This window comes from Mycobacterium pseudoshottsii JCM 15466 (assembly GCF_003584745.1).
Taxonomy (GTDB): Bacteria; Actinomycetota; Actinomycetes; order Mycobacteriales; family Mycobacteriaceae; genus Mycobacterium; species Mycobacterium marinum.
The window spans coordinates 3718439-3744998 of sequence record NZ_AP018410.1 but is presented as its reverse complement, the minus strand read 5'-3'; the positions used below and the strand labels follow the sequence as shown (position 1 = coordinate 3744998).

The 26560-nt window shown below is 64.5% G+C and carries 25 protein-coding genes and 4 pseudogenes; 12 read left to right on the top strand and 17 right to left on the bottom strand.

From position 1 onward, the window contains the following. Positions 1-8: 8 nt before the first annotated feature. Positions 9-605: a TetR/AcrR family transcriptional regulator gene (locus tag MPSD_RS17075; RefSeq protein ID WP_020787000.1), complete on the bottom strand. Its 597-nt coding sequence runs from the start codon at positions 603-605 to the stop codon at positions 9-11. Between the two features lie 95 nt (positions 606-700). Between MPSD_RS17075 and MPSD_RS17070 the strand changes: the two genes are divergently transcribed. Next, the gene (locus MPSD_RS17070; RefSeq protein WP_020787001.1) at positions 701-1102 is read left to right on the top strand and encodes a nitroreductase family deazaflavin-dependent oxidoreductase; all 402 of its coding nucleotides are present in this window, start codon (positions 701-703) and stop codon (positions 1100-1102) included. Positions 1103-1123: 21 nt separating this feature from the next. Here the strand turns inward: MPSD_RS17070 and MPSD_RS17065 are convergent, their stop codons facing one another. The 7 genes from MPSD_RS17065 to MPSD_RS17030 form a co-directional block, all read right to left on the bottom strand. Further along, positions 1124-1444: a hypothetical protein gene (locus tag MPSD_RS17065; protein WP_232022564.1), complete on the bottom strand. Its 321-nt coding sequence runs from the start codon at positions 1442-1444 to the stop codon at positions 1124-1126. Between the two features lie 164 nt (positions 1445-1608). Continuing rightward, on the bottom strand, positions 1609-2844 hold the full coding sequence (locus MPSD_RS17060; protein ID WP_086085393.1) for an FAD-dependent oxidoreductase: 1236 nt from the start codon (positions 2842-2844) through the stop codon (positions 1609-1611). A 229-nt stretch (positions 2845-3073) separates the two neighbouring features. Continuing rightward, on the bottom strand, positions 3074-3727 hold the full coding sequence (locus MPSD_RS17050) for a class I SAM-dependent methyltransferase (RefSeq protein ID WP_020787004.1): 654 nt from the start codon (positions 3725-3727) through the stop codon (positions 3074-3076). A gap of 164 nt (positions 3728-3891) precedes the next feature. Continuing rightward, positions 3892-4404: a nitroreductase/quinone reductase family protein gene (locus MPSD_RS17045; protein WP_036427254.1), complete on the bottom strand. Its 513-nt coding sequence runs from the start codon at positions 4402-4404 to the stop codon at positions 3892-3894. Positions 4405-4561: 157 nt separating this feature from the next. Then, a complete protein-coding gene (locus tag MPSD_RS17040) occupies positions 4562-5854 on the bottom strand; it encodes a hypothetical protein (protein WP_086085397.1) in 1293 nt (430 codons plus the stop codon). Positions 5855-6121: 267 nt separating this feature from the next. Continuing rightward, entirely contained in the window at positions 6122-7054 is a 933-nt protein-coding gene (locus MPSD_RS17035) for an alpha/beta fold hydrolase (RefSeq protein WP_086085392.1), read from the bottom strand. Between the two features lie 42 nt (positions 7055-7096). After that, complete coding sequence (locus MPSD_RS17030) at positions 7097-8950, bottom strand: AMP-dependent synthetase/ligase (RefSeq protein ID WP_086085391.1); 1854 nt, start codon at positions 8948-8950, stop codon at positions 7097-7099. Between the two features lie 306 nt (positions 8951-9256). Here MPSD_RS17030 and MPSD_RS17025 point away from each other — a divergent pair, with 306 nt between their 5' ends. Further along, positions 9257-10735, top strand: a complete 1479-nt coding sequence (locus tag MPSD_RS17025) for a biotin carboxylase (RefSeq protein ID WP_020787008.1) — start codon at positions 9257-9259, stop codon at positions 10733-10735. After that, positions 10732-11928, top strand: a complete 1197-nt coding sequence (locus MPSD_RS17020) for a serine hydrolase domain-containing protein (protein ID WP_086085390.1) — start codon at positions 10732-10734, stop codon at positions 11926-11928. The genes MPSD_RS17025 and MPSD_RS17020 overlap by 4 nt, the downstream gene beginning before the upstream one ends. Positions 11929-12006: 78 nt before the next feature. Here MPSD_RS17020 and MPSD_RS17015 read toward each other — a convergent pair whose 3' ends face one another. Beyond that, positions 12007-13275, bottom strand: coding sequence for a DUF3500 domain-containing protein (locus MPSD_RS17015; RefSeq protein WP_086085389.1), 1269 nt, complete (start codon positions 13273-13275; stop codon positions 12007-12009). 214 nt (positions 13276-13489) lie between these two features. On the opposite strand from MPSD_RS17015, the pseudogene MPSD_RS17005 reads away from it, so the two are divergent. The 5 genes and pseudogenes from MPSD_RS17005 to MPSD_RS16985 all read left to right on the top strand — a co-directional run bounded on the left by MPSD_RS17005 (position 13490) and on the right by MPSD_RS16985 (position 17412). Then, positions 13490-14692 (top strand): annotated as a pseudogene (locus MPSD_RS17005) (ISAs1-like element IS2404/ISMul1 family transposase). A gap of 42 nt (positions 14693-14734) precedes the next feature. Further along, a complete protein-coding gene (locus MPSD_RS17000) occupies positions 14735-15538 on the top strand; it encodes an LLM class flavin-dependent oxidoreductase (protein ID WP_232022562.1) in 804 nt (267 codons plus the stop codon). A 23-nt stretch (positions 15539-15561) separates the two neighbouring features. Next, a complete protein-coding gene (locus MPSD_RS16995; RefSeq protein ID WP_012395017.1) occupies positions 15562-16032 on the top strand; it encodes an HD domain-containing protein in 471 nt (156 codons plus the stop codon). Between the two features lie 116 nt (positions 16033-16148). After that, on the top strand, positions 16149-16862 hold the full coding sequence (locus MPSD_RS16990) for a haloacid dehalogenase type II (protein WP_086085905.1): 714 nt from the start codon (positions 16149-16151) through the stop codon (positions 16860-16862). A 151-nt stretch (positions 16863-17013) separates the two neighbouring features. Continuing rightward, positions 17014-17412 carry a hypothetical protein gene (locus MPSD_RS16985; protein ID WP_232022561.1) on the top strand — a complete coding sequence of 133 codons (399 nt, stop codon included), beginning with the start codon at positions 17014-17016 and terminating at the stop codon, positions 17410-17412. Here the strand turns inward: MPSD_RS16985 and MPSD_RS16980 are convergent. Continuing rightward, a pseudogene (locus tag MPSD_RS16980) lies at positions 17409-18611 on the bottom strand (ISAs1-like element IS2404/ISMul1 family transposase). The gene MPSD_RS16985 and the pseudogene MPSD_RS16980 overlap by 4 nt on opposite strands. A gap of 144 nt (positions 18612-18755) precedes the next feature. On the opposite strand from MPSD_RS16980, the pseudogene MPSD_RS16970 reads away from it, so the two are divergent. Next, positions 18756-19124, top strand: a pseudogene (locus MPSD_RS16970) (potassium channel family protein); the annotation flags it as partial. 23 nt (positions 19125-19147) lie between these two features. Here MPSD_RS16970 and MPSD_RS16965 read toward each other — a convergent pair. From MPSD_RS16965 to MPSD_RS16940, 5 genes are all read right to left on the bottom strand, one after another. Continuing rightward, complete coding sequence (locus MPSD_RS16965; protein ID WP_020787013.1) at positions 19148-19483, bottom strand: DUF202 domain-containing protein; 336 nt, start codon at positions 19481-19483, stop codon at positions 19148-19150. Next, on the bottom strand, positions 19480-19857 hold the full coding sequence (locus MPSD_RS16960) for a YidH family protein (RefSeq protein ID WP_012395013.1): 378 nt from the start codon (positions 19855-19857) through the stop codon (positions 19480-19482). Before MPSD_RS16960 ends, MPSD_RS16965 begins: the two co-directional genes overlap by 4 nt. Positions 19858-20055: 198 nt before the next feature. Continuing rightward, positions 20056-20364, bottom strand: a complete 309-nt coding sequence (locus tag MPSD_RS16950) for a cupin domain-containing protein (RefSeq protein ID WP_020787014.1) — start codon at positions 20362-20364, stop codon at positions 20056-20058. A gap of 86 nt (positions 20365-20450) precedes the next feature. Further along, entirely contained in the window at positions 20451-20984 is a 534-nt protein-coding gene (locus MPSD_RS16945; protein WP_012395012.1) for a hypothetical protein, read from the bottom strand. Between the two features lie 68 nt (positions 20985-21052). Then, a complete protein-coding gene (locus MPSD_RS16940) occupies positions 21053-21700 on the bottom strand; it encodes an ester cyclase (protein ID WP_086085714.1) in 648 nt (215 codons plus the stop codon). Positions 21701-21959: 259 nt separating this feature from the next. Here MPSD_RS16940 and MPSD_RS29525 point away from each other — a divergent pair, with 259 nt between their 5' ends. The 3 genes from MPSD_RS29525 to MPSD_RS16930 all read left to right on the top strand — a co-directional run bounded on the left by MPSD_RS29525 (position 21960) and on the right by MPSD_RS16930 (position 23795). Then, on the top strand, positions 21960-22637 hold the full coding sequence (locus tag MPSD_RS29525; RefSeq protein ID WP_232022560.1) for a hypothetical protein: 678 nt from the start codon (positions 21960-21962) through the stop codon (positions 22635-22637). 51 nt (positions 22638-22688) lie between these two features. Then, positions 22689-23075, top strand: a complete 387-nt coding sequence (locus MPSD_RS29520; RefSeq protein WP_232022559.1) for a hypothetical protein — start codon at positions 22689-22691, stop codon at positions 23073-23075. Between the two features lie 144 nt (positions 23076-23219). Further along, on the top strand, positions 23220-23795 hold the full coding sequence (locus tag MPSD_RS16930) for a class I SAM-dependent methyltransferase (protein WP_232022558.1): 576 nt from the start codon (positions 23220-23222) through the stop codon (positions 23793-23795). Between the two features lie 8 nt (positions 23796-23803). Here the strand turns inward: MPSD_RS16930 and MPSD_RS16925 are convergent, their stop codons facing one another. Further along, complete coding sequence (locus tag MPSD_RS16925; RefSeq protein ID WP_012395008.1) at positions 23804-25177, bottom strand: flavin monoamine oxidase family protein; 1374 nt, start codon at positions 25175-25177, stop codon at positions 23804-23806. A gap of 33 nt (positions 25178-25210) precedes the next feature. Next, positions 25211-26512, bottom strand: a pseudogene (locus MPSD_RS16920) (cytochrome P450). Positions 26513-26560: the final 48 nt, after the last annotated feature.

The following is a 26560-nucleotide window of genomic DNA, read 5'->3' as shown; positions in this document are numbered from 1 at the left end:
ATTCGCAGCTAGCGGTCCGCGGCTTTGTCCAGTCGCGATGGCTCGAGGTGGGCGATGATGGTGGGCGTGACCCGGGCAACCACCTCTTCCCGCGGCGTGGAGGCAATGGGCTCCAGCCGAAGGACGTGGCGCAGGTAGGCGATGCCCAGCAGCTGGGCCATGGCCAGGTCGATCCGCAGTTCGGTATCGGGGCCTGGCAACGGTTGGGCCAACTGCGGGTACATCTGGTCCTGAAAGAAATGCCGGACCAGGGTGGTGGACTCTTCATGGGTGGCCGCACCGCGCAGGATCGCCAGCAAAGGGGCGCGTGATTCCGGCCGCTCCCAAGCCTCCAAGAACACCCGGGTGAGCCGCGCCCCGAGCTCGTCACGATCGCCGCTGAGAATGAGCGCACTCATCGCATCAGCTTCGAACGGCCATCCCACGATGGACCGGAAGAGTTCGGCCTTGCTGCCGAAGTAATGCCGGATCAGCGCCGGGTCCACCCCGGCCGCGGAGGCGATGTCACGGACCGAGGTCTGTTCGTAGCCCGACTCGGCGAACAGCCGCCGAGCGGTCGTGACGATCGCGTTGCGGGTGTCGGGGTTACCTCGACGTCGTCCCATTGGGGGCATAGTCCTGAAATTCTACAGTCGTTGACTTTTCGGGCGGCCAACGTTAGCGTAATGGCATTAATTCCACGAGTGAGGAGTTTTTCAAAATGCCGGCACCACGCTGGGTCGCCAAGGCCAACAAGATCAGTCTCAATCGGTTCACCAAGTACGTCGCCCCATGGGCCCCAGGGTGGGCCGTCGTGGTCCATCGCGGGCGCAAGTCGGGCCGCACGTTCCGCACCCCGCTGTGGGCCTTTCACCGGCGCAACGGATTTGTCATCGCTTTGACCTACGGCACCAGCTCGGACTGGGTGAAGAATGTCCTCGCCGCTGGTGGCTGCGAACTGGAGACCAGGCGGCATCGTTATCAGCTGGGCGACCCCGTGGTCTTCCGCGACGAGGACGCGACCGATATGCCGGCGTTCATCCGGTTCATGCTTCGCCGGGTGCTCAAGGCGCCGGAGTTCCTCAAGCTCGACGTGGTGCGCGAACTGGCGCCGGCGGGCTGACCGCAGGGGGCAAGCACGCGGTCATGGCTGGGAAGCGTTGGGGCTGGCGATCACGACCTCCATCACGAGCCCGAAGCGGTGTACGTGCGAGTGATGCGCCAGCTTCCATCCGGGGTCTAGCAGCGCGCTCACACTGATCGGACGGCATCCGCCGACAAGTTGTGGCGCAACGCGCCACAGCCCGTTCCAGGCGCGACAGGCGACCCGTTCCAGCGGCCGCTCCCCGTAGGAGAGACTGGCCACGCACAACAGGCCGTCGGCAGTCAGGATTCGTCGCAAGTCGTCCAGCACCGCCCTCGCATACGCCTCATCGAGCAGGTCGAACACAAACGTGGACAGCACCCGGTCCGCGGACCGGTCGCCAGGGCTGCATTGGCCACGAGCCGGTCGAGCGTCTCATCCTCATAGAAGGCCTGCCAGTCCTGAATGCGTCCGATCCTGTCGTAGACCGAACGGGCCTGGCTCAGGGAAAGCGCCACGGTTGTCCTCCTTGCCCACCCTATGCGCTATGTCGGCCCTGGCTTGTCAATCACCGCCAGGTCGGGATGCTCGGGGCGCACTCCCATGCCGATCAGGCGGGCGGGAATGCGGGCGAGCAACGGGAGCCGCCGGATCAGTCGCACTTGCAGTGGCGCCTTGAACTGTTGCGAACTACCCAATACCGCGGTGACAACGTTCTTTTGGAGAAACACCTGGACCGCCTGGGTAGCGCGGGTCGGCAACTCGCGCCGTGCCTGCACACGCTGCAGATCGGCATCGCTCACCTGGCCGCGACGTAACGGCGAGATCAGTAGATTGGCCGCCGCGACCGCGTCCTGGATGGCCAGGTTGATCCCAACTCCGCCGATCGGTGACATCGCGTGGGCGGCGTCGCCGATGCAGAGCAGTCCCGGCCGATGCCATTGCTTGAGGCGGTCGACCGAGACGGTCAACAGCCGCAGATCGTCGAAGTCGGTGATTTCCGCGACTCGGTCCTTGACGAAGGGCGCCATCTTCACGATCTCTTCGCGAAAGAACTCAACCCCATGGCGACGCGCTTGTTCGATGGACCCCTTGGCGATTACGAAACCGCATTGCCAGTAGTCGCCCCGGTTGATCAACACCAGGATGGCGCCGCGACCGAAATTCCCCATGGATTCCTCCGGGTCGCCGGGCCGGCGCGACATCCGGAACCACAGAACATCCATCGGCGCACCCAGGCTCAGCACCTGCAAGCCCGCTTGGGCGCGCACGGTGGAGGTCCGTCCGTCGCAGCCGATCACGAGGTCGCTGTGGATCTTCTGCTCACCGTCGGGGGTATTCACGACTACGCCGGTGACGCGGTTGGGCTCCTCGATCAGTTTCGTGACTTCGGCCCGCATCAGCAGCCGGAAAGACGAAAAGCGTTGTGCCTCTTTCGCGATGAAATCCAGGAAGTCCCACTGCGGCATCATCGCGACGAACTTTCCGCGAACCGGCAAGTGGCGGAAATCGGCGACCAGTGCTCGGAAGCTACCGAATTGAGCGTTCAGCGTCGGTGTCGGCTGATGCGGCCGCTGCAACAGCTGGTCATAGAGCCCAAGCTCGTTCATGACCTCGAGAGTTGACGGGTGGATGGTGTCGCCGCGGAAATCCCGCAGAAAGTCTGCATGCTTTTCCAGCACGATGACGTCGACCCCGGCCCGGGCCAGCAGGTAGCCCAGCATCATGCCAGCCGGCCCGCCGCCGGCGACACAACAGCGCGCTCTCAGCTCTGATTCCATATCCCGCCTTGCGCTTGGATCCGACGATCGGGGCCGGTGTGCGATTCGATGCCGCATGCCGGGGCTGCCATACCCGACCGGTTCTTTCCCGTTGATGTCGCCGACGGCTCGTCGCGGAGCTGCGCGCAAGCGGCCGGCAGTGTCGCCTCTAGCACCGACGGCGAGTTCACCTGCCGAACTCTACCGACGTGGCTGGTCCGGACCGGCGATGACGTGAGTGGTGGCGTCGTCATAATTTTGTCGCAAGGTAGAGATGGACGCTGCCGAAACCGCCGATCTGCTCGTGCTGGACCTCGAAGCCGAAGTCATCCAACAGCGTTGGCATGTCACGAATCACGTCACCGGCCCGTTGCCACATACCGGCCAGCGCAGTGCCCAGGCGATTGCCGTCTTGGGGATAGCCAACGTCGATCAAGACCAGCCGGCCTTGTCTGCGCAGCACACGATGCAGTTGGGTCATCGCCCGTGCACCGTTGGGATAACCACTGAAGGACATGGTGTTGACGACGGTGTCGAACTGGCCGTCCGGATAGGGCAGTGCCTCGACGTTTGCCTGGGACAAGTCGGCGCTCACACCCGCGCGGCGCAGATTGCGCCGCGCCATTGCGACCATGCGGCGATTGAGGTCCACCCCGTAGGTGTCAAAGTTGTTCGCATAGCCGGTGAGCAGCCAACCAGTGCCGAAAGAGACCTCCAGGACGCGCGGGCCGCGGATGTGCGGGAGCGCTGCACTGATCCAATGCCGCCACACGGGCAGCAGCTTGACCGCGAGGTCGTAGGGGCGGGCCAGTCGCGTGTACAGGCGATCGAAGTGCGCGGTAAATGCCTGGGCGTCAACGGGCTCCGCGCGGTAGCAAGTACTCGGCGAATCCTGCTGGTTCATCGCGTTCCCCAGTGCTCAGCGCAGCATTACTGCATTGCCCTCGCGGCACCGCGGCGGCACCGGCGAGGGCACCTTACCCCACACTAATCCGACCACAGGCCCACAACGAGATGTTCGCAGGCTTGCGATCAGGCTGACCACACTGGAGAAACTTTCCCGGTGGCTCACGCCTTGTCGGTGATGTCGAGGCGAAGAAAGGAACGCACCTTGTAGAGGCGGAACGTTCGGCGCGACCGCGCCGAGATGAACGGGGCCGCGACCGCGAACCCGATGACCGCCGGCGCTGTGGTGCGGTAGCGCCGGCCCTTGTGCTCGACGGTGCACTCGTCGGCCGCCATGACATTGGCGCACCAGTCCGTCCGGCCGTAGGGGAGCGGGATGTAGAACTGGTCACCAACACGCTCCGCGACGACGGGCGTCGCGTAGGCCCGCCCCGTTGTGCGGCCCTGATGATGGATCACCGAGGCATACCAGTGTGCGGACCCTGCCATCGTCAACATGGCCGGGTTGAGCACGGCCCTGTTGAAGCGCCGGATTGCGTTGATCGCTGGGCGCAGACGTAACCGAAAGGAGACGATCAAGAACGCCTCGAGCACAACCAGCAGCAGCCCCGCCCCGGCCAGCACCTGGATCGCGGCCCGCCGAACGGGCGATGTGCTTGTCGTGTCCTGCCTCACCGCACGCTCCCGCTCAGCCGGCACCGGCAACCGGATTCTGTTGGCCGTAAACCGATCACGCTATCGCGTGGCGAAACCGGCCGAACGGGTCTTTAGGCCCATTTCCGGGGAGCCATTCGTCCCACAGAAAGTGGTGTCGGCTACCGGCGCCGCCTGCTCAGCAGGCCGGATCGGATTCCTGCAGACCGGCGCCGTCTATCGCGGATTCAGCGTCTTTGTCGCGCTGTATGACTGGTCCCTGCTCGCCGCGTCTGTTGCCCCGTAGCGGCTCGGTCAGCTGCGCACCCAGGCCGACGAGCCCCCGACCGACGGCCACCAGGGCCCGGTTGGTGGTGCCCGCCGCGACTTCGATGGTGGCAAATGCCGCATCGAGCACACTCGGAACGTGGAAGTCCTCCCACATCGCGGCCTGTTGGTGGCGGGCTCTCGCGAAACTGTCGAGCTCGTCGCGCAGGGCTAGGCGCTGTTTGGCCAGCTCGCGCACCGCCAGGAAACGGAAGCCGTCGATCGCCTCTAGCTTCGCGAACCGGTCCATAATCTCCTTGGCGTCCTGATAGATGCGGACATCCTCGCGCAGATGATGATCGACGAGCTCGCGGGCTTCGTCGATCGCTCGTAGCAACTGCTGTGGTTGCGTCGACTCGATTCGGGCAAGGCTCAGACGCTGCCACTTGTGCAGCGACTCCTCGGCGATCACCAACAGGCTCAACGCATCACCAAGCCGGTTGTCGTTGACGGCGTTGCGCAGCTTTGCCGCGCGCTGCTGCACGGGCAGGTCGTCAGCGAAACACGCCAGCGCGCGCCTGACGTGGTTGCGCAGTTGTTCGGCTGTGACATTGAGCGCGGGGCCCAGAGCTGCCACCGAATCCCAGTAGGCATCGGGCAGCGACCCGTACTTCTCCAGCGACTCAACCATCCGCGAAATGGTCAGGCTGTTACCCAGAACGTCGCCGGCACGTTGTGCTCTGGCGACTTCGAGCACCGCTTCGACCTTGTCTTCTACCCGACGGACCGCGTCTTCGACCTGAGCAATCGCGGACTTCAACGCCATCTGCACCGCGATCATCTGCGCCGAAACCATGGCTTCCGGGCCGAGCCCCGCCGGCCGCCACTGCAACTGCGCCAGGAACTGGCCGGCCTCAGCCGGTGCCGTCATCCAATAGAAGCCCGCCGAGCTGGGAACGAGGTTGCCGATCCGCAACGCGCTCAGGCTGTCGGGATGCAACTGAACGTATTTGTCGCAATTGGTGAGCACCGCGGTCACCCCGGCGAGCTTGCCCGCCGCGCGGGCCAGCGGGGCGCCGTGGATTCCCGCGACCCGCATGGTCTGCCCGGCGATCGCACGTAACCGCGACAGATAGGACTCGACAGCGGCAGGATCACCGCCAATCAGCAGGCTGTCGTCCTGGAACGACACCACGATCTGCGGGTCATCGGTCCTCGTTGGCACGCCGGACACCTCATATCTGCTAAGGGGACCCTAATAATCTCTCGGCAGTGTATGCAGCCGGCGTGAGAGTTCGCAGGCATTTGTCGCTACCGGGCGCGGCAAGGGGCCATCTCAGTGACTGGGCATGGCGCCCGAATGCAAACAACGGGTGAATTGCGGCGGCACCAACCCACGTGAACATGCGAATACCACGGTGGGCGGCGATTTCGCTCGCGCCACGTGGGCTGGATCAAAGCCGCGGGGCAGAGTCGACAAAGTCGTTGCAGCTCAAAGCGATGAGCGGACAAACTGGAGGACCTCGTCGGCGGCGGCGAAGCCGCCTAGGTGGCTTTCGCCCGGGCGCGCGATGAGCTCGGCATTGGGCAGCCGCGCGATCGCCGCTCGGGCGGCGGCCAGCGGTACCAGCGGGTCGGCATCGCCGTGCCACCACCGCACCGGCACCGTCACGTCGGGCAACCGGAAGCCCCAGTCCCGTCCGAACAGCCGCAAATCGTCGATCATGGCCTGGCAGCGGCTCTTGACGACCAGGACTATGTCATCGAGGAACACTGCCTCCAATTCGGGGTCGGCGAAGACCTGCTGGTCGCCCTCGGGAGTGATGCTGGCATAAGCCCGATAGAGGTAGTGCGAGACCGGGACCAGGGGCAGCAGTCCGGCGGCCAGCGCCGCCAGCGGGCGGCGCAACTCCGACAGGATGGGGGTGAAGCGACGGGCAAGATCGGTGACCGCGTCGGCGGTGGCGTCGGGGCCGACCGACGGAACTATTCCGCCCAACACCGCCACGGTGGCCACGCGAGACGCCAGGGGTGCTACCGCGCCGCAGGTCAGGGCATAGGGGCCGCCGCCGGACAGGCCGACGACAGCAAGCCGCTCGGCGCCCAGCGCGTTGGCCACCGCAGTCATGTCGGTGGCCCAGTCGGCCATCGCGGTGTAGGCGTGACAGTCGGAGAGACCCGAGCCGGGGCGCTCCACGACGACTACGCGCAAACCAAATTCTTCGGCGGCACGCCGGCCCAGCAGCGGGAACTGGCGTCGCGCGCCGGGCGTGCCGTGGAACCACAGCACCACCGCGCCCGCGGGGTCACCGAACTCGGCGAAGCCAAGCCGGCGCCCATCGGGCAGGTAGAAACGGCCCTCCGCGCGGGGCTTTTCGACGCGCGGTACGAAAAAAGGATGCCGCAGTGGGTTGCTCAGCTTCATCGAGAAGCTGCGACCAAGTGCGATGACATGTGAGTGCGCGAGTCAGTCGGGTTTGGATAGGTCGACGATCTCCGGGCCGGGCGTTGCGGCGTAGAGCTTGTCGATCTCGGTCGAATACTTCTGCGCGATGGGTTTGCGTTTGAGTTTCATCGTCGGGGTGAGTTCGTCTCCACCCGGATCCCACGCGGTGCCGATGATGATGAACCGCTTGATCTGTTCCACCCGGGAGAGCTTGGAGTTTCCCTCGCGGACCGCGGCGGTAAGCATTTCGCGTGCCTGGCGGCTCTGGGCGAACGCGGCCGCCGACGGATCGGCCATGCCCAAGGCGGCGGCCTGCGCCGCGGCGGTGTCACGATCGAGGACAACGAGTGCGGTCACGTAGGGACGTGCGTCACCGAACGCGACCACCTGGTCGATCAAGGGGCAATCGGCCTGGATCGCCCTCTCGATGTTGCTGGGGGAGAGATTCTTTCCGGATTCGTTGACGAGCAACTCCTTCTTGCGGTCGACGATGGTGACGAATCCTTGGGCATCGATGGTGCCGATGTCGCCGGTGTACAACCAGCCGTCGGCGTCGATTGCCTCGGCGGTCTTCTCTGGCTGGTGCCGGTAGCCGCGCATCACGATCGGTCCGCGGATCAGCAGTTCGCCGTCCCCGGCCACCTTGACCTCGACGCCGCGCAGCGGTTTACCTACCGAACCGAGCTTGATGGCGTCGCGTCGATTGGAGGTCGCGCCGCCCACACATTCCGATTCTCCCCACACTTCGTAGACGGGAATGCCTAGGCCCCAAAAGAATTCCAGTGTTTCGACCGGCATGGCAGCGGCGCCGGTGACGCCCCAGCGCAGTTGATCGAGGCCGAGCGCCTCGCGCACCTTGGCCAACACGAGGCGGTCGGCGATCTTGTGGCTGATGGCCAGTGCCGGGGAGAGGGACTTGCCGGACAAGGTCTGACGGGCAGCGCGGATGCCGGTGTCGATGGCCCACAGGGCCAGCCGCTTCCTGGCTCCGCCGGCCTCGGCAAGCTTGGTTTCGATCCCAGCTTGGATCTTGTGCCAGACTCGGGGCACCCCCAGCCATAACGTGGGGCGGGCGTCCGGTAACGCCTCGGCGATCGCTTTGACGTCGGCGACATCGGTTACCTGCACTCCGAAGACCATGTTGGCGTAGTGCGCGGTCACGCGGTCGGCGACGTGTGCATGCGGCAGGTAGGAGGTGATCCGATCTGTCGGCTGCATGCCAAGCAGCTCGACGATCGCGGAGAACTCGGCGATCACATTGGCGTGGGTGAGCTCGACGCCCTTGGGCGGGCCGGTGGTACCCGAGGTGTAGATGAGGGTGGCGATGTCATCGGGCCGGACGGATTGCCACGTCGCATCGAAGTTGAAATCGGTTTTGGCCCCGCTGGATTCGAGCTGTTCGAGGCTCATACCGGCGTCGGCGTCGGCGTCGGCGTCGGCGTCGATCACGATCACGTGAGCAAGGTCGGCGACGGCCGCATTGATGGCCGGCAGAAAGTCCTTCTCGGTGAAGACGACCTTGTTCTCAGCGTTGCTGAACAGGTACTTGATCTGGTCGGGAGCCGAGGTGTTGTAGATCGAGAACGGGATCGCGCCCAGATGCAGGACCGCGGTGTCGACCAAGTGGAACTCCGGACGGTTGCGCAGCATGATCCCCACCGTGTGGCCGCGTTCGACCCCGAGAGCGGCCAGCCCGGCAGCGATCCTTCGCACCCGATCGGCGTACTGGCGCCAGGTGAGGACGGCTTGGTTTCCGACCGTGCGGATGGCCACCGAGTCCGGGGCTACGGCCGCGGTCTGCTGAAAAGCCTGGGGCAGGGTGGACACCGATACTCCGCTGGGGTGGCGAATCACCGCGAGATCGCCTTTGCTCATTGGTCCGCTCCTTCGACTATCTCTCTGAGGATCATGCTCGATCTTGCGCCCGGGATAGGGTCGATCGGCCTCATCGCATCGAAGATCTTGAATTTGCCAGTGATGCCGGGTGGACTGGTTAGACGAGAATGTACCCGTTGCTCGGCGGACGTTCAGGCACCCCACATTTCGATACGACCACCTTCGGGTCCACACTGGACCAATGGAGGTATGCGAATTCACCGCCGTCGCGCTGACCGCACCGTCCCTACCGCCGCCGCCCCCGCGCCGGGCTCAAGGCTCGACGACACCGCGGCTGGTGCGATCGTGACCGCAGGTAATCCCGAGCCCAAGCCGCCCCGTGTGCTGAACGGTCTTTCGGACGTCCGCGCGTTCTTCCACAACAACAAGCTGCCGCTCTACTTCATCTCGCCGACGCCGTTCAACCTGCTAGGCATCGACCGATGGGTGCGAAACTTCTTCTACCTCACCTACTTTGACTCCTTCGAGGGCGCGCATTCGCGCGTGTTCGTGCCGCGGCGGCGTGACCGCAGGGATTTCGACGGCATGGGGGATGTGTGCAACCACCTGCTGCGTGACCCCGAGACGCTCGAGTTCATCGCGCGCCGGGGGCCCGGCGGCAAGGCCTGCTTTGTGATGCTGGACGGAGAGACCCAGGCCCTGGCGCGCCAGGCGGGGCTCGAGGTCATTCATCCCCCGGCGGAGCTGCGCCACCGGCTCGGCTCCAAGATCGTCATGACTCGCCTGGCCAACGAGGCGGGCGTGCCGAGCGTGCCGCACGTGATCGGGCGGTCCGGCTCCTACGAGGAGCTATCGACGCTGGCGCATGACGCCGGGCTGGGAGATGACCTGGTCATCGAGGCCGCATATGGCAACGCCGGCAGTGCGACCTTCTTCGTGCGCGGTGAGCGTGACTGGGACCAGTGCGCCGCTGACCTGGTGGAGCAGCCGGAAATCAAGGTCATGAAGCGCATCCGCAATGTCGAGGTGTGTATCGAGGGGACCGTGACCCGCCACGGCACCGTGATCGGCCCCGCGATGACGAGTCTGGTCGGTTACCCGGAGCTGACTCCGTCCAAAGGGGCCTGGTGCGGCAATGACGTCTGGCGTGAGGTGCTGCCGCCCGCCCAGACGCGCGCCGCGCGCGAGATGGTTCGAAAGCTGGGCGATGTCCTGAGCCGCGAGGGCTACCGCGGCTACTTCGAGGTTGACCTGTTGCACGATCTGGACGCAAACGAGCTCTACCTCGGCGAGGTGAACCCACGCCTGAGCGGGGCCAGCCCGATGACGAACCTGACCACCGAGGCCTACGCCGATATGCCGCTGTTCCTGTTCCACCTGCTCGAATACATGGACGTGGAATACGAGCTCGACATCGAGGAGATCAACACGCGCTGGGAACGCGGCTACGGCGAGGACGAGGTCTGGGGTCAGCTCATCATGTCGGAGACCTCGCCGGAGCTCGAGCTGTTCACCTCAACCCCACGCACCGGGGTGTGGCGCCTGCACCACGATGGCAGCGTCTCCTTCGCTCGTCAGGGCAACGACTGGGCCACGCTGCTCGACGAGTCCGAGGCGTTCTACATGCGGGTCGCCGCACCTGGCGACTTACGTTGCGAGGGAGCCCAACTCGGTGTGCTTGTCACCCGCGGGCATCTGCAGACCGACGACTACCAGCTCACTGAGCGCTGCCAGCGCTGGGTCAAGGGCCTCAAGGCGCACTTTGCCTCGACACCCCTGACGCCGGCCGCGCCGATCGTCTCGCGGCTCGTCGCACGCGCGTGAGCGGCGGCGTCCCGGCCGGTCTTTCGCTGGGCAATTGGCTCTCGTCACCGTATTCGCACTGGGCGTTCCAGCATGTCGAGGACTTCATGCCGACCGCGCTGATCTCGCGCGGGACCAACCCCGCCGTGGCGCTGCCCGCGGCCGGTGCTCCGGTCGCCGACATCGAGTTGACCAACACCGAGGGGGCGCCGACCACCGTTGGTGCGGTGATGGCCGGCACCGTCACCGACGGGTGGGCGGTGGCTCACCGCGGTGCGCTGGTGGCCGAGGAGTACCTCGGTGGATTGCGGCCCCAGACGCGGCACCTGCTGTTCTCGGTGAGCAAATCGTTGGTGGCGGCGGTGGTCGGCGCGCTGTCTGGGGCCGGTGCGATCGACGTTGACGCGCCGGTCACGACATACGTTCCCGCCTTGGTGAACTGCGGCTATGCGGGTGCGACGGTGCGCCACCTGCTGGACATGAGATCAGGTGTTGGCTTCTCGGAGAACTACGACGACCCGGCCGCCGAAATACACGTGCGCGAGCAGGTGATCGGGTGGGCGCCCAAGCACAATCCGGATGTCCCCGCCACACTGCGCGACTACCTGCTCACCTTGCGGCAGAAGTCGGCCCACGGCGGCCCCTTCGAATATCGCTCGTGTGAAACCGATGTACTCGGCTGGATCTGCGAGGTCGCCGGCGGCCAGCCGATGCCCGAACTGATGTCGCATCTGCTGTGGAGTCGCATCGGCGCCCAATGCGACGCCAGCATCGCGCTAGACACGGCGGGCCCGGCCGGCACCGGGATATTCGACGGCGGCATCAACGCCTGTCTTACCGACATGATCCGGTTCGGGTCGCTGTTCTTGCGTGACGGTGTCTCGTTGACCGGCCAGCAGGTGGTGCCGGCGGCGTGGATCGCCGACACGCTCGACGGCGGTACCGATTCGCGTCAGGCATTTGCCGCCAGCCCCGACGACACCAAAATGCCGGGCGGGATGTACCGCAACCAAGTGTGGTTTCCCTACCCGGGCAGCAACGTCGCGTTGTGCGTGGGCATGTGTGGCCAGTTGATCTACATCAACCGCGCCGCGCAGGTGGTCGGCGCCAAGCTGTCCAGCCGGCCGGCCTCTCAGGACGACCCGCAGCAACAGGCGAACACGCTGCGTGCATTCGACGCGGTGGCACGGGAATTGGGTGGAATTACCAACTAGCCTGCGCTGAGCGGGGTCCGCGGCGGATTCAGCGGGGCAGCTGTCGCCAGCGGAGTCCACGAGTTGTCGGCTATATGCCTATTGATTGAGCTCCAGCCCGGCCATCGAGCGCTGGTGCGCCTCGCAGTATTGCCGCACCAGAGCCATGCCGTAATCGTTGCCGTTGGGTGTGCGCACCAGCGTGTGGATGTGGAACCGCATGGCGGTGGGGTTGTTGAGAAAGACCGCGGCGTGATGATCGAATTCGATCAGGGTTACTGGGTTTTGAATCCGGTAGTAGAACGGATCTTCCGGGCCCGAACCGCCGATCCAGCAGAAATACGTGCTGTCGAGCTGCTTTTGGATCTCGGCCATCCGTGCGGCCTTCGGACCATCGGGCAGGTGTCGGTGATAGACCTCGATGAGCTCGACGAGCTTGTCGCGGGAGGCCGCGCCGAAGTCCGCTGCCGGGGCTCCTTGATAGGGGATGACCCTGTTGTCCTGGCTGAACCCGCCCAGATGCAGATGGTCGAACGGACTGAGCCTGCCTTGGGGCACGGCGGGATCGTAGGCGCTGGGATAGAGCACGACGCGTTCACGCAGCTGCGCGGGAAGCGTCTCAAACAGCGCCACCGCGAGGTTTTCCTCGTCGGTGAAAAGGGTCAGGCCCCGGCGCGGACCTCGGTCGACCTCATTGGGTTCGGCTCCCCAGAAACACGGCGTCATGACCATCTGCTCGCCGACGATCTGACAGTTCAGCACGCAGTGATGGCCGTGCATCTGCCAGCCCCATGGTTCGGTCAACGACGGCTCGCCAAACAGCGTGAAGTTGTAGCTGTATTCGTTCATGATCAGCGGCGCCACCATGATCGTTCCGAGGAACCCGTTCACGTACATGCAGTTGCGCACCATGGTGTAGCCGGCTTCGCTCAGCGTGGTCTTGAGGAAATCGAAGATGGCGGTTCGGGTTTCGGCGGTGACCTCGTCGAGGCGCAGGCCGTAGCGGAACAAGTAGAACTCCGGGTTGAGCCAGCGCCGCCGCAGCACCGAGGTCAGCGGATGAACGAGCTTGGCGCGTTCGGCGGGGGTCACCGTGGATAGCAAGTGGTTCGCCGCCTTGACCATGTCGGCGATGGGTGCGCCCTCGGCAGCAAGGTCGAACAGGCCCGGCTCGATCGTCCCGTCGGCACTCACCCCCTGAAACGGTGCATTGGACCTCTCCACGATGAGATCGAAGGGATTGTTGTCCCCCAAACCCAGACGCAGCATCTCGCCCACGTGGTCGGCGTAGGTTTCTGCGTCCGCGTCCAGACCGGCGTAGCGCGGTGCGTCGTCGGGCGGGATGAACTCCCGGAACTTCGCGCTCATGCGATCGCCTCTGTCCCCAGCGGCTGACCCGTTTGCAAGTGGTTGCGCAATGAGCTGTGGATGCCGGGCCACAGGGCTCCGGCGTTGTTGATTAGCAGGCTTGTGAGCTGGGTTGATGATCTTTGGTGCCGCGCTATTGGGGCCGGAGTGTAGGCACGGGCTATCTGGAGAACGATCGAGTTGGTTACTGTTCGTCGTTGGTCTGGAGTTGCCCGTGCCTACCGTTTCAGTATTGCCTGTGTCGTCGGTTCCAGAGGTGTTCGACCGCTGGAGTCCTGGTGAGCGCAGCGAGCTCATCGGATCGGAGTTTCTCGATGTGTTGGCCTCGGTGCCAGACCCGAGGGGCCCACGCGGTCGGAGGTATTCGCTGATGGCTTTGTTGGCGATCGCGGTTCTGGCCACTGCCGCGGGGATGCGCGGCTATGCTGGTTTTGCCACATGGGCGGCCACCGCTCCCGATGATGTGTTGGCCCAATTAGGGGTCCGGTTCCGGCGGCCCAGTGAGAAGACCTTCCGCGCTGTTTTGTCTCGGCTAGACCCCGCCGACCTCAACGCCAGGATGGGCAGTTACTTCACTGCACACGTGGCCAGCCGCGACCCCAGTGGATTGGTGCCGATCGCGTTGGACGGCAAGATGCTGCGTGGTGCTTTACGCGCCAAAGCGACAGCCACGCATCTCGTGTCGGTGTTCGCCCACCGTGCCCGATTGGTGCTCGGTCAACTCGCTGTCGCCGAGAAAAGCAATGAAATTCCCTGCGTACGTGCCCTGCTCACGCTGCTGCCGGGTAGCTTGCGGTGGCTGGTCACCGTGGATGCGATGCATACCCAGGTCGTCACCGCGAAGTTGATCTGCGCCACCTTGAAGTCGCACTACCTGATGATCGTCAAGTCCAACCAAGCCAAAATATTTGCGCGTATCACCGCGCTGCCCTGGGCCGAGGTGCCCACAGCCGCTACCGACGACTCCCGCGGCCACGGCCGTGTCGAGACCCGCACCCCGCAAATCATCACCGCTGCACGAGGAATCGGCTTCCCCTACGCAAAACAAATCATCCGGATCACTCGTGAACGCTTGATCACCGCCACCGACCAGCGCAGCGTGGAGGTGGTCTATGCCATTTGCAGCCTGCCGTTCGAGCACGCCCGCCCTACCGCGATCATGACCTGGATGCGTCAACACTGAGGAATCGAGAACAGCCTGCACTGGATACGCGACGTCACCTTCGACGAAGACCGTCAAAGGGCACATACCGGAAACGGCGCACAGGCCCTAGCAACGCTACGCAACACCGCGATCAATCTGCACCGCCTCAACGGCGCCGACAACATCGCCGAAGCCTGCCGGATCACCGCTTTGACCGCCAACCGCCGCCTAGACCTCCTCAATCCACAATTCCCCAGCTCACAAGCCCGCTAATCAACAACGCCGGAGCCCTGCATGGCGGGCGGGATGGCCGCGGTGACCAAGCATGCCCGCCTGCTTATCGGCGCGGTGGTGCTGCCGCTGCACGATCCCGTGCTGGTCGCCGAACAGATCGCCATCGCCGATCTGATGTCGGGCGGGCGCATCAACGTGACGTTCGGTGCCGGCTATGTGGCATCGGAATTCGCGATGTTCGGCAAGTCGCTGGCCGATCGGGCCAAGCTCATGGACTCGGGTATCGAGACGATCATCCGGGCGCTGCGTGGCGAGACGTTCGAAGCCGACGGCCGCCCGGTGTGTGTGCGCCCGCTGCCGATACAGAAGCCCGAGGAGATCATCTTGGTCGGCGGCGGCGTCAAAGCCTCGGCCCGTCGCGCCGCGCGCTTCGGTCTCGGATTCCTGCCAATGGTTCCCGACCTGGTGGATGTTTATCTCGAAGAATGCCGCAAACACGGTCGTGAGCCGGGGCTTTACTTTCGGCCGATGCTCATCCCGATCAGCATCCATCTATGCGAAGACACCGAGCGTGGCTGGGCCGCAATCGAACGCCATGCCATCCATGTCATCACCGAGTACGCCAAATGGGCTGAGCAGGAAGGCGATGCGTCCAATTCGCCGTTCAAGTCGCTGACCGATCCCGCCGTGCTGCGCCAGGCGGGTCTGTTCGCGGCTTGGACACCGGATGATCTGCTGGCCAGAGTGCCTGACGTGGTCGACCGGTCGGGATTTGCGTTTCAGCCGCTGCTGGGCGGTCTGTCACCCGAGGAAGGCTGGAAGAGCCTCAAACTGCTCGAGCAGACAATGCCCAAACTGAAGGCCGCGATTGCGGCATTGGACTAGGTGGCGCTGGTGAGGGCGGAGACGTGGACCACATCGCAATTGCCGACTCGATCGCCGCCGCGGCTCACGCCGGCCAGCTCGATAAGGCCGGGCTGCCCTACCTGGGGCATGTGCGCCGGGTTGCGGCCTATGTCGATCCGGCCAACGCCGAGGCCGCGGTGGCGGCTTTGCTGCACGACGTCATCGAGGACTCGGGGATTACGGCTGCCCAACTCGCTGAGCAAGGCATCCCCGCCAGCGCGATCGATGCAGTCGAGCGGCTCACCCGACGCGATCACGTCCCACCCGACGACTACTACCGGCGTATCCGCGAACACCCGATCGCTCGCGAGGTCAAACTCGCCGACCTGGCCGACAACACCGACCCGGAACGCATGGCAAACCTCAGCGACGCCGACCGCGCCAGATTGACCAGCAAGTACGCGCACGCCTACCGGGCGCTCGGTGCCGACTTCGGCGATGGCGCCGAGCGCAGAGCCCGCGCCAACCGCTAGCACCGCGAGCAGACACAGAATCGCACCCGCGCGGAGCCCGCGGTGCGATTCTGTGTCTGCTCGCCAAGACCGGGCGAGAGGCAAACCCCAGGCAAGCTTGGGGTGGCCGAGGTTGGATGATGAGCCTCATGGTGACGGCGTTGCTCTTCGACGTGCAGGGGACCGCGACGGATTTTCATTCGACCGTCTGTGACGAGGCGCGGCGGATCAGCGCCGGACGGCACCCGGATGCGGACTGGCCCGAGCTGGTCCGGCGCTGGCGGGCCGGTTACTTCAGCGCGTTGGATGCTTCCTCGGGCGGACACGGCGGGTGGGTTTCGGTCTACTCGGTGTACCGACAAGTCCTTGACGCGGTGCTGGACGGTTGCGGTGTCACCGGACTCTCGGCCGCCGAGCGTGACGAGCTCACCCTTGCCTGGCAGCGGCTGCGTCCCTGGCCGGACGTGGTGGCCGGCCTGACTCGGCTGAAGACGAAGTTCACGCTGGCCACCCTGTCCAATGCGGACGTCAGCGCGGTCGTCAACATCTCGAAGCGGGCCGCTCTGCCCTGGGATGCGATCTTTGCGGCCGAGATGGCCGGGGTGTTCAAGCCCGATCCGGCCGCTTATCGGATGGCCGTCGGCTACCTCGGGTGTGAACCTGCCGAGGTCATGATGGTGGCCAGCCATAAGTACGACCTCCGCGCCGCGGCCCGTCTGGGTCTGCGCACCGCCTTCGTCGCGCGGCCGCTCGAATTCGGTATCGGTGGTGCGGCCGATGCAATCTATGCCGATGAGTTCGACATCAACGCCGCAGACTTCCTCGATCTTGCCGGGCAACTCGGTTGCTGATCGCTGCGGAGTCGAAACAAGTTTCACGCGAACCGAATTCGGCTAGCCCGTTATCACCTTTACCGCGCGGAAGGCCAGCCCGCTACCCTAAAGCCGGGCAGAAATTGAGACGGATACGTAACGCCATGATCGACTCGGAGGCCCAGCCGTTATGACTGAGCAAACTAAAGACCAGCTATGGGAGCAGCGCACCGAATGGCCACTGGCCATGGTAGCCATCGCATTCCTCGCCATGTACTCGATCGAAGTGCTGTATCAGCCGCAGGGTTTAGAGGCGACCTTCTTGGGGGTGGCAACTTGGGTCGCCTGGAGCCTCTTCGTCTTCGATTACATCGCGCGCCTGTGTTTGGCGCCTCACCGTGGGCGTTGGTTTATCCGGCACATAATCGACCTGCTTATCGTCGCGCTTCCCATGATGCGGCCACTGCGTTTGCTGAGGTTGCTCGTCCTGGTCGGCGCGCTGCAGAAGGCGGTGGGCAATGCCGTTCGCGGTCGCATCATGCTCTACACCATCTCGGGTGTATCCCAGGGCTCCGGCGTTGTTGATTAGCAGGCTTGTGAGCTGGGGGATTGTGGATTGAGGAGGTCTAGGCGGCGGTTGGCGGTCAAAGCGGTGATCCGGCAGGCTTCGGCGATGTTGTCGGCGCCGTTGAGGCGGTGCAGATTGATCGCGGTGTTGCGTAGCGTTGCTAGGGCCTGTGCGCCGTTTCCGGTATGTGCCCTTTGACGGTCTTCGTCGAAGGTGACGTCGCGTATCCAGTGCAGGCTGTTCTCGATTCCTCAGTGTTGACGCATCCAGGTCATGATCGCGGTAGGGCGGGCGTGCTCGAACGGCAGGCTGCAGATGGCATAGACCACCTCCACGCTGCGCTGGTCGGTGGCGGTGATCAAGCGTTCACGAGTGATCCGGATGATTTGTTTTGCGTAGGGGAAGCCGATTCCTCGTGCAGCGGTGATGATTTGCAGGGTGCGGGTCTCGACACGGCCGTGGCCGCGGGAGTCGTCGGTAGCGGCTGCGGGCACCTCGGCCCAGGGCAGCGCGGTGATACGCGCAAATATTTTGGCTTGGTTGGACTTGACGATCATCAGGTAGTGCGACTTCAAGGTGGCGCAGATCAACTTCGCGGTGACGACCTGGGTATGCATCGCATCCACGGTGACCAGCCACCGCAAGCTACCCGGCAGCAGCGTGAGCAGGGCACGTACGCAGGGAATTTCATTGCTTTTCTCGGCGACAGCGAGTTGACCGAGCACCAATCGGGCACGGTGGGCGAACACCGACACGAGATGCGTGGCTGTCGCTTTGGCGCGTAAAGCACCACGCAGCATCTTGCCGTCCAACGCGATCGGCACCAATCCACTGGGGTCGCTGCTGGCCACGTGTGCAGTGAAGTAACTGCCCATCCTGGCGTTGAGGTCGGCGGGGTCTAGCCGAGACAAAACAGCGCGGAAGGTCTTCTCACTGGGCCGCCGGAACCGGACCCCTAATTGGGCCAACACATCATCGGGAGCGGTGGCCGCCCATGTGGCAAAACCAGCATAGCCGCGCATCCCCGCGGCAGTGGCCAGAACCGCGATCGCCAACAAAGCCATCAGCGAATACCTCCGACCGCGTGGGCCCCTCGGGTCTGGCACCGAGGCCAACACATCGAGAAACTCCGATCCGATGAGCTCGCTGCGCTCACCAGGACTCCAGCGGTCGAACACCTCTGGAACCGACGACACAGGCAATACTGAAACGGTAGGCACGGGCAACTCCAGACCAACGACGAACAGTAACCAACTCGATCGTTCTCCAGATAGCCCGTGCCTACACTCCGGCCCCAATAGCGCGGCACCAAAGATCATCAACCCAGCTCACAAGCCTGCTAATCAACAACGCCGGAGCCCTGGGGTGTATCCCTGCTGATCTACGTCACTTCACTGGCCATCCTCAACCAGGAACGTGGCCATCCGGGGGCCACCATTACGTCTTTCGGAAAGGCCGTGTGGTGGGCCATCACTACGGTGACAACCGTTGGTTACGGAGATTTGTACCCGATCACAGTCACCGGCCGAGTAATTGCCGTATTGCTGATGATCGGTGGCATTAGCCTGATCGGTGTCGTTACCGCCTCACTCGCATTGTGGATAGTGCAGCGGGTCGCTGAAACTGATTCCGCGAACCGTGCCGCCACCGCTGCGCAGATCGATGAGCTGCGCACGGAAGTACGCCGACTGGCGGCGCTCTTGCGCGAACAGCACTCCGACCGCGTCAACTGAGCCCGGCGATGGCCTGGCGCGGCCTACAGCAGCTGCGCGAACGCGGTCACGACCATCAGCACCAGCACCGCCAGCCCGACGATGTAGACCTGACGGCGAGCGGTGATTCGTTGCGGTCGTGGGCGCCGGCGCAGGGTTCGCTGGCGTTGGTAGGCGATGATGTAGCCGCACGACGCCGCCAGCGCGGCCAGGCCGGCCGGGACCAGCCCCGCTAGTCCGGGGTGGGCCTGCACGTCCTTGGTCGTCAACAACACGCCGTTGACCAGCAGCGCAAACGACGTCCGGGTCCAGGCCAGCGTGGTGCGTTCGGCCTGTAATCCGCGATCCGCCGCCTGGGCAGTCTCCGACGACTGGCTCAACCCGTGACCACCTTGGCGACCACCAAGATGAGCGCGACGACGCCGACGATCGCCAGTCCTACAGCCAGGTATGCCGGTGTCGGGTGGTGGGGCAGTGGTTCGCCGCGGCGCATGGCGCGATCGGCCTGCTGCCAGCGCAGCAGCCCCATCCCGCTGGTCAGAATCGCCAGTGTCGCGAGCACCACGCCCAGCACATGGCGTGCACCGTGGACGGCCAGCTCGGGGACGAGTTGCACCAGGGCGACCGCCGCGGCAAGAAGCCCCAACGCGGTTCGCTGCCAGGCTAGGAAGGTTCGTTCGTTGGCCAGAGTGAACCGGTAGTCGGGTTCGGTCTCGGCGCATTCTTCGCTGTCGGGTGTGGTGGTTTCGGCCACTAGGCACCTCGCAAGTCATATTGGGCACAGGCGTTTTCGACGTCGACCGAGTCTAGCCAGAGTTGTGCCCGGTCCGGGCGCCCACAGCCGAAACGCCAGCGATCGGTGTGGGCTGAGGCCAACCGGCTCGGTGCGACGATACGCAAACCGCAGCTGAGGGCGGGTGGCCGGGCCGACTCAGGGCGGGTGGGGTTGGTGTCAGCGATTCCGCTCGTCATCTGGTGTCGCGACGCTGAAGGCAGATGGGTCGATCGGCGACCAGTCCAGCGCGACGCAGGGTTCGTTGCCGACCACCCACGCGTCGTGGCCAGGCTCGGCGGCAAATGCCTGGTTGGGTCCCACCAGAATCTCCAGACCGTCGTGGCTGCGCACCGCCATGTGCCCGCTCAGCACGTACCCGACGTGCCGCGCCGAGGCCCTGCCAGTTGTCGGGCCGACGTGGACCGACGACTTCCAGCCGGGTTGGTAGATGCCATGGCCGATGGCGACCGTGCCCAACAGTTCCATCACGACACGCACGCTGCCGTCGAGGAATCGCACGGTCCTGTCGGGTTGCTGTATCGCCTTGGTTTCCGCGTCTACATGTTGGTGGTTCATGAGCCTGGGCGCTGGGCGGAGCCGGTCAGCGGCTGACCGTCGGCGGCCTGCAGCAGACAGATGACGGTGCTGGGGGTGGGGTCTGCGCCCGTTCTGTCCTGCCGTGAGTCGATCAGCCAGGTCACCGCGTAGGGGCTGTCGTCGACGGCCTTGCCGGTGTAGGGCGCAAACCCCGCCGCGCATTCCCGATTGGCGACGTCGGCGACGGCGGAGTCGACGGCCACCGGAGCGCGTAAGTACACCTGAGCTAGATGCGTTGTCGCGCAATCGGTTACGGTGACGTAGATGCGGCTCAGGTCTGCCGGGGGAAGGTCGGCGACGCAATCCCCGACCTGCAGGTCAATCCATTTCTGTGTGCTCGAGCCGGGGGAGGCGGGCTGCGCCGGGACGGTAGCGGTGACCGCTGTTGCGGCTTTGGTGGGCGGCGCGATCGTGGATTCCTGCCCCGCTTGATGAGTGGTGGTGGCGCAGCCGGACAGCAATGGTATTGCGGCCAGGGCGCCCAACACATGTCGGTCTGCTACTCGCATGGCAGCCTCCTGAAAAGCATCGGCTAGCGGGGGAGTCTAGGCATTCGCACTGCCACGGGGAAGCGTAGTCACGCAAACGTCGGCTCGGTGGTGTTGGTCAGTGCCCGGTCCGGTTCCCCCGACGACATGGACAGCAGGCCCCGGACACAACGCGCAGCCAGCAGCCAGTTCGACGGCCGCCGCATGGCCAGCCCGCCCAGCAACTGTTTGATCATGGTCAGAGTGTCGAAATAGATGCGTTCGCAGACAAGGGTTTCCGCCTCGTCGAAAACGAAATAGGCGGTCATCCGGACCCGGAACCGGCTTCCGGTGGGCGGAATCTTGCCGAGGTAGCCGCGGTGGGTGCCCATCAGCCAGAACTCGACGATCACCGCGTCGGCACTGTGTCGCAAAGCGATGATTTCGTGGTCCTGGTCCTGGTCCTGGTCCTGGTCCTGGTCCTGGTCCTGGTCCTGGTCCTGGTCCTGGTCCTGGTCCTGGTCCTGGTCCTGGTCCTGGTCCTGGTCCGGGAACGCCGTTCGGGTGTAGTGGTAGTAGCCGCGCACCGCCTGGTCTCCGTCGTGGACGGTCATCTGCGGGATCAGCTCGTAGCGCGGGTGCGGAAAGGTGGACAGCACGTCGTCCCAGTCCTGACGGACCTCATCGTGGAAATGGTCGAGCACCAGCTTCTGGCGGGCCGCCAGCACCTCGGGAGCGGGAAACGCGGAAATGGGCATGCTTGACGATAGGCTCCGAGCTCATCGACCGGCCAGATACTTTTGTTGGCCGACCCGGGCGGGCCCGGTCACGCCAGCGTCATCAAGCTCAGAAACGCCTGTGCCCGTTGACGTGTCACTGATCGGCGGCCCGGTGACGTCTTGTTCCGGAGTCCAGTCCTGTCGCGCTTGTGCCGCATACCCCTATATGGTATCCATCGACTATGGATTGCAGCCGGGGATTTCCCACAACTCGCCGACACCACCCCCGGTAGTCAGGATGGATATCGCCGGACTATCCAGCTACGACTACCTACTCCAACGTGTGGCGACCGGCCGGCTGCGGCTGGTGCTGCTGCTGTCGCCGCCGCGCACCGGTTCGACGGCGCTTGCCAATGCCCTGGCGCGACACGGTCAGGTTGATGCGGTGGTGACCGAGCCGGCGGGCCAGTACCATCTGCGGGCCGATGCTCGGGTCGTCGAGACTTTTGGGCTGATCGCCGATGCGGTTGCTGCGGTTGGTCCGTGCCCGGCGTCCCGGCCGGCTGTCGTGCTGATCAAGGAGACCGCGCAACATATCGGGCCCGATCGGGAGTGGCGGGCTTGGCGCGCGATCATCGACAAGACTTTGGTGTTGGTGCGCCAGCCGGCGCTGGCCTTGGAGTCGCTGATCCTGATGACACTCGGGCTGGCGGACCTGTTGTCGGGAGGTTCCGAGGCCAGGCCCCGGCTGTGGCTCAGCCCAGCGGGGCGGGCGACCTGCCCGCCCGCCACACTGACCTGCTGGGCGGACTTCCTGGCACGGCTGCGCGAGGAACGCGACTTCAGCGGATTCGATGAAGGCCGTTTGCGTGCCCATTGGCATAAGAGCGCCTTGTTCGGCATGCCCAGCCTGCAACGCGAAGTCTGGGCCAACGAGGCGCGACAGCGCAGGCTGGGAGATGTCGGTGACTTCTAGCCATACCTGGGCACCCCGCCCTGCGCTCTGAGCACACTGCCTGAACCGCTGGTGCGCCCATTCAACGATCGCCACTTCGCCTGGTCTGCGCTGTGGGATCTGTACGACAACACCCCGGCCGGCGATCAGGGGGTGGCGCTTGTCGATTTCGCTGCGGTGCAGGCCGATCCGCCTGCCCGGCTCGGCGCGCTCGCCGCGTTCCTCGGGTTGTCCCCGTGCGATCCCAGCGCCTCGCCCCCGATCGTGCGCTCAGGTTACGACACGCGCTGTCCGCAACTGCATGACGTGTTGTTCCGCGAGGCGAGGGCGAGGTCAGACATCGCGCCAGGCAATCGTCAGCCGCTGCCGATCGAAGGATTTCCGTCCTGGCTGCACCCCCAGTTGCGCGCGGCCCAGACGATCTACCGGAACCTGCATCGAGAGCTGCGTCAGCCGTGACCACTTGGATCGCCGCTTCGCGTTCTGTGGTCATCGGGCACGTCGTGTCCGTTCGGCCGCCAGACGCCGATTCTCTGATATGGTCACGGCAAAATGAGGGCCGTGCAGCCATTTTCCGAGAAGTTGAGCGCAAAGCTTAACCACATGCGCGAGGTGCTGCGGCCGGCAGAGCGACTTCGGCAACAGGCTCACGCGCTTGGCGGCCACCTCGGCAAGGGCGATAGCGTTCTCGATGTCGGGTGCGGGACGGGTTATCTGTCTGCGTACTTGCAGCAGATGTACGGGATATCCCCGAGTGGCATAGACGTCAAGGACGCTCGTCGTACCGAGATTCCGTTCCGCGAGTTCAATGGCACGTCAATTCCTTTTCCGGACAGGTCATTTGACCATGTTGTTCTCAGTGAAGTGCTGCATCACAGCCATGACCCGGTGGCGCTGATCAAACAGTGTTACCGAGTTGCGCGCCGCAGCATCATCGTGTTCGAAGACATGCCGGACGGACGGCTGGGCAAAGGCATTCTTTTCCTCCATGTCCACGTGTTCGCCCGCTACTACCGCTGCCCATTTCGCCCGGCAACCATAGGCTCCTACCGATCGGCACTAAATTGGTTGGGCGACAATGCATCCTGCGTTCTGCAGGCTCGGCAGCCACCAGAATGGCTCAGCGTGTACCCGCGCGAGCTATTCGTGTACGAGCTTGCCGAATCGGCTCAGTGGTGATCGCCAGGTCATGAGTCGCTGGCCATGGTCATCGTCTGGTTCGCCATTACTTCGCTGGCCGCGCGCTCGCCCGAGCGAATGGCGCCATCGATCCAGCCGCACATCTTGGCCGAGGTCTCGGTGCCTGCCCAGTGAATCCGGCCGCACGGCCTGCGCAGCGCATGACCGAACTGGGTGAGTACGCCCGGGGGAGTATGGCTGAGCATCCCACCGCCGGAGTAGCGCTCACGGCTCCAGTTCTGCTCGAAGTAGTCGATCGGCTTCGCGGCCTTGGCGCCGAAGCGTTCCACCAGGGCGGCGAGCACCGCCTGACGTCGACCGTCGTCGTCGAGGCGCTCGTATTGCCGGGCGACCGGCCCCTCGATCACCACGCACAGCACCCCCGGTGTCCCGCTATTGGGGCTGGCATCGATGGTCAGCGTAGCCAGCGATGTCGGCGCGGCGCTTTGGCCACACAATCCATCGGCACGCCAGAACGGCTCGTCGTAGACGGCGGAGATCTTGACAACCGCGCCGCTGGGCATCCGCTGGTGCAGAAATGACCGATCGGTGGGAAGCATTGGTTCATAAACGATTTGGCTGGCGATCGCGAGCGGAACCGCGACGATCGTTCGGTTCGCCCGCACGGTTAGCCCCTCGGCTTGCACGGTCACGCCGCCGGAATCCTGGGTGATCGATCGGACCGGTTGGGACAGGTGGATCGCGTCGCCCAGCTCGGCGGCCATCGGCCCATAAACGGCGCCCATGCCACCGATCGGCCGGGCGTCTTGTGCGGCGCCCTTGCTGCCCAGCACGAAGCCGGGCCCACCGCCCGAGGCCATCTGGTACAGCACGAACAGCATCGATACCTCCGAGGCGTCGGAGGTGTAGCAGCCGGCGATCGCCGTTTCCAGGAGGTCGTGCGCTGCTTTGGACTTGACGTTGTTGCGCAGCCACTGGGCCAGGGTCATTCGGTCCCATTTCGCGGCTCGCTTGGCTTCCCAGGGCGCCTCGAGTGGAATCGTCTTGCACATCTGGCTGATTTCGAACATGGCTGTGCCCAGATTCATCGAGGCCAACGGGCTCAGGGTCCGCGGGATCGTGCCCTGGTAGCGGTACTGCTTGCCATCGACAACCATCATGGCTTCGCCGTCGGTGTACTGCTTGAACGCCGCGACTCCGAATTCCTTCATCAGCGCATAGATTCGGTGCTGAGTGGGGCCGATCCACGCGCCGCCCTTGTCGATCCACGACCCGTCTTCACGCACCACGGTGAAGGTTCGGCCGCCAACCCGGTCCCGAGCCTCCAGCAATGCCACCGAGTGACCGGCCTGCTTCAGCCGAAGCGCGGCGGTCAGGCCAGCGAACCCCGCACCCACCACGCATACATCGACCTCGGCCATGCTGAATAGGCCTACCGGCAAACGGCTTCGCAGTCAACGGCTCCACGCGACTGGTAGCCGTTTGATGCCATGAATGAACTGTGACAGCAACCGTGCCGGCTCCTCGGTCGCGACGACGTCAGGCATTTGCCGGCGCAATTCGTCGAATACAACTCTGATTTCACGGCGGGCCAGGTTTGCGCCCAGGCAGAAATGGGCACCTCCACCACCGAAGCCGACCTGCGGATTGGGGTTGCGGGTCACATCGAACGTCCAGGGATCGGCGAACTTCTCCTCATCGCGATTCGCCGAGCAGTACCACAGGGTGACCTTGTCGCCGGCCGCCATCTTGGTGCCCCGAAGGTCGACGTCCTGGCTCAACGTTCGGCGCATATAGACCACCGGCGAAGCCCATCGCACGATCTCCTCGACCGCGGTCGCGGCCAAACCGTCGAAGTCCGACCACCACTTGGCACGCTCGTCGGGGTAGCGCGACAGCGCCAGCATTCCGTGACTGATCGCATTGCGGGTGGTTTCGTTGCCGGCGACCACCAGCAGGATGAAGAACATCGCGATCTCCGACGAGGACAACCGCTCGCCGTCGACCTCGGCTTCCACCAGGCTGGTCGTCAGATCGCCGTGGTGGTTGACCCGACGATCATCGGCCAGCGCGGTGGCCTAGCCGCCGATGGCCATCGAAACTTGAAGGAACTCATCGAAATCGGTAGTCAGGTCGGGGTCGCCGAACCCGAGAATCACGTTCGTCCAATGAAAAATTTGCTCGTGGTCTTCTTCGGGAATCCCCATCATGTCGCAGATGATCTGCAAAGGCAGCGGGTCGGCGAGCTCGCTGACCAGGTCGGCTTGCCCGTCGGGATGGTTCTCGATCATGGCTGCGACCAACCGGTGGGCCCGCTCCCGCACCGAGGCTTCGATGCGGGCGACCACCTTCGGGGTGAACGCCCTGCTGACAATCGAGCGCAGGCGCTGGTGGCGCGGATCGTCGAGCACGATCATCGAGCCGAAGTATTCGGCCAGCTCCGGTGTCTGATCGTGGATCACGATGTTGGGACTGGAATGAAAGATTTCCGGATGCCGACTGGCGAAGTGGATATCGTCGTGCTTGGTCAGCGCCCAGTGCCCCTTGCCCGCAGTGAGTCCGGCGAGTTCGATCGGGGGCCAGAAGGAGATGGGGGCTTCGCGGCGCAAGGTCGCGAAAGCGCCGTCGCGGAAGTCGTCATCGCGTCCCCAGAACTCCAGCGAACCAAGTTCGATGTCGGCCAGTGGGACTTCCGGTGGCGGTGTCCCGTTAACCCGAGGCAGCAGGCCGGTGTTGAGGTTCGTGCTGAGGTCCATCGTGCTTCTCCTACGTCTCCGCTTCGTCGTTGAAGGGGTGACACTGGC